The organism is Oleiphilus sp. HI0079, assembly GCF_001635105.1.
This window is the reverse complement of sequence record NZ_LWFT01000313.1, coordinates 1-804: the sequence shown is the minus strand read 5'-3', so window position 1 is coordinate 804 and position 804 is coordinate 1. Positions and strand designations below refer to the sequence as shown.

Here is an 804-nt window from a genome sequence, read left to right as displayed (position 1 = left end):
AATGTACCTTCAGGCAGATGATTCAGACGAAGCAGAAGCGCAGCATCAAGGCTAATGCCTTAAACTTACTCCGGCAGCAAACCCTTGAAACAATACGATGCCTGAAACTTACTCCGGCAGCAAACCCTTGAAACAATACGATGCCTGAAACTCAACGACCTGCTGCCGCTCCGCATCACGCAAATGCGGCACGATAAAATCCAAAACCTGGTACACACCATGCCGAATCGCATTGCGATTTGATGGCGCATCCTGATCAGCGCCAAACATGGTTTTAAGAAAGGTCATCCAGTTAGTCACAATTAACCAAACATTGAGCGCCTTGGTGCGACGTTGCTCATGCGTTTGCTCATCAAAGATATCACTCTCTTCGAGCGCCGCAATGATCTCAGTAATGCCATTCACACAGCGCAGCGTAAACGCTCGATAATCCTCTCTTAAACTGTCATCGCTATCTAGCAAATGCTCAAGATCACGATGCAAAAATCGATAAGCCCAGAGGCCGTTAAAAACAGCGTCAAGATAGGAGAGCAAATCCTCAATCTCAATGGCCCGCCCCTCTGGGACGCGCAAGTACGTATCGACCATCAACTCATAGTTTTTGAAGATCTGATAAATAATCTCGTTTTTGTTGCGGAAGTGGTAATACAAATTACCAGGCGACATATTGAGGTGTGCAGCGATATGATTGGTTGAAACATTCCTTTCGCCCCGCTCATTAAACAGATCGAGACTCTCCAGAATAATACGTTCTTTTGTCTTCATTATGGTCGCTGTAGATCCTTACTCTTACTATCTCTAACG

Annotated in this window: 1 protein-coding gene; it reads right to left on the bottom strand. The window is 45.6% G+C overall.

Annotated features, from left to right (window positions below):
* Positions 1-108: 108 nt before the first annotated feature.
* Positions 109-765, bottom strand: coding sequence for a TetR/AcrR family transcriptional regulator (locus A3750_RS04265; RefSeq protein ID WP_068453047.1), 657 nt, complete (start codon positions 763-765; stop codon positions 109-111).
* Positions 766-804: the final 39 nt, after the last annotated feature.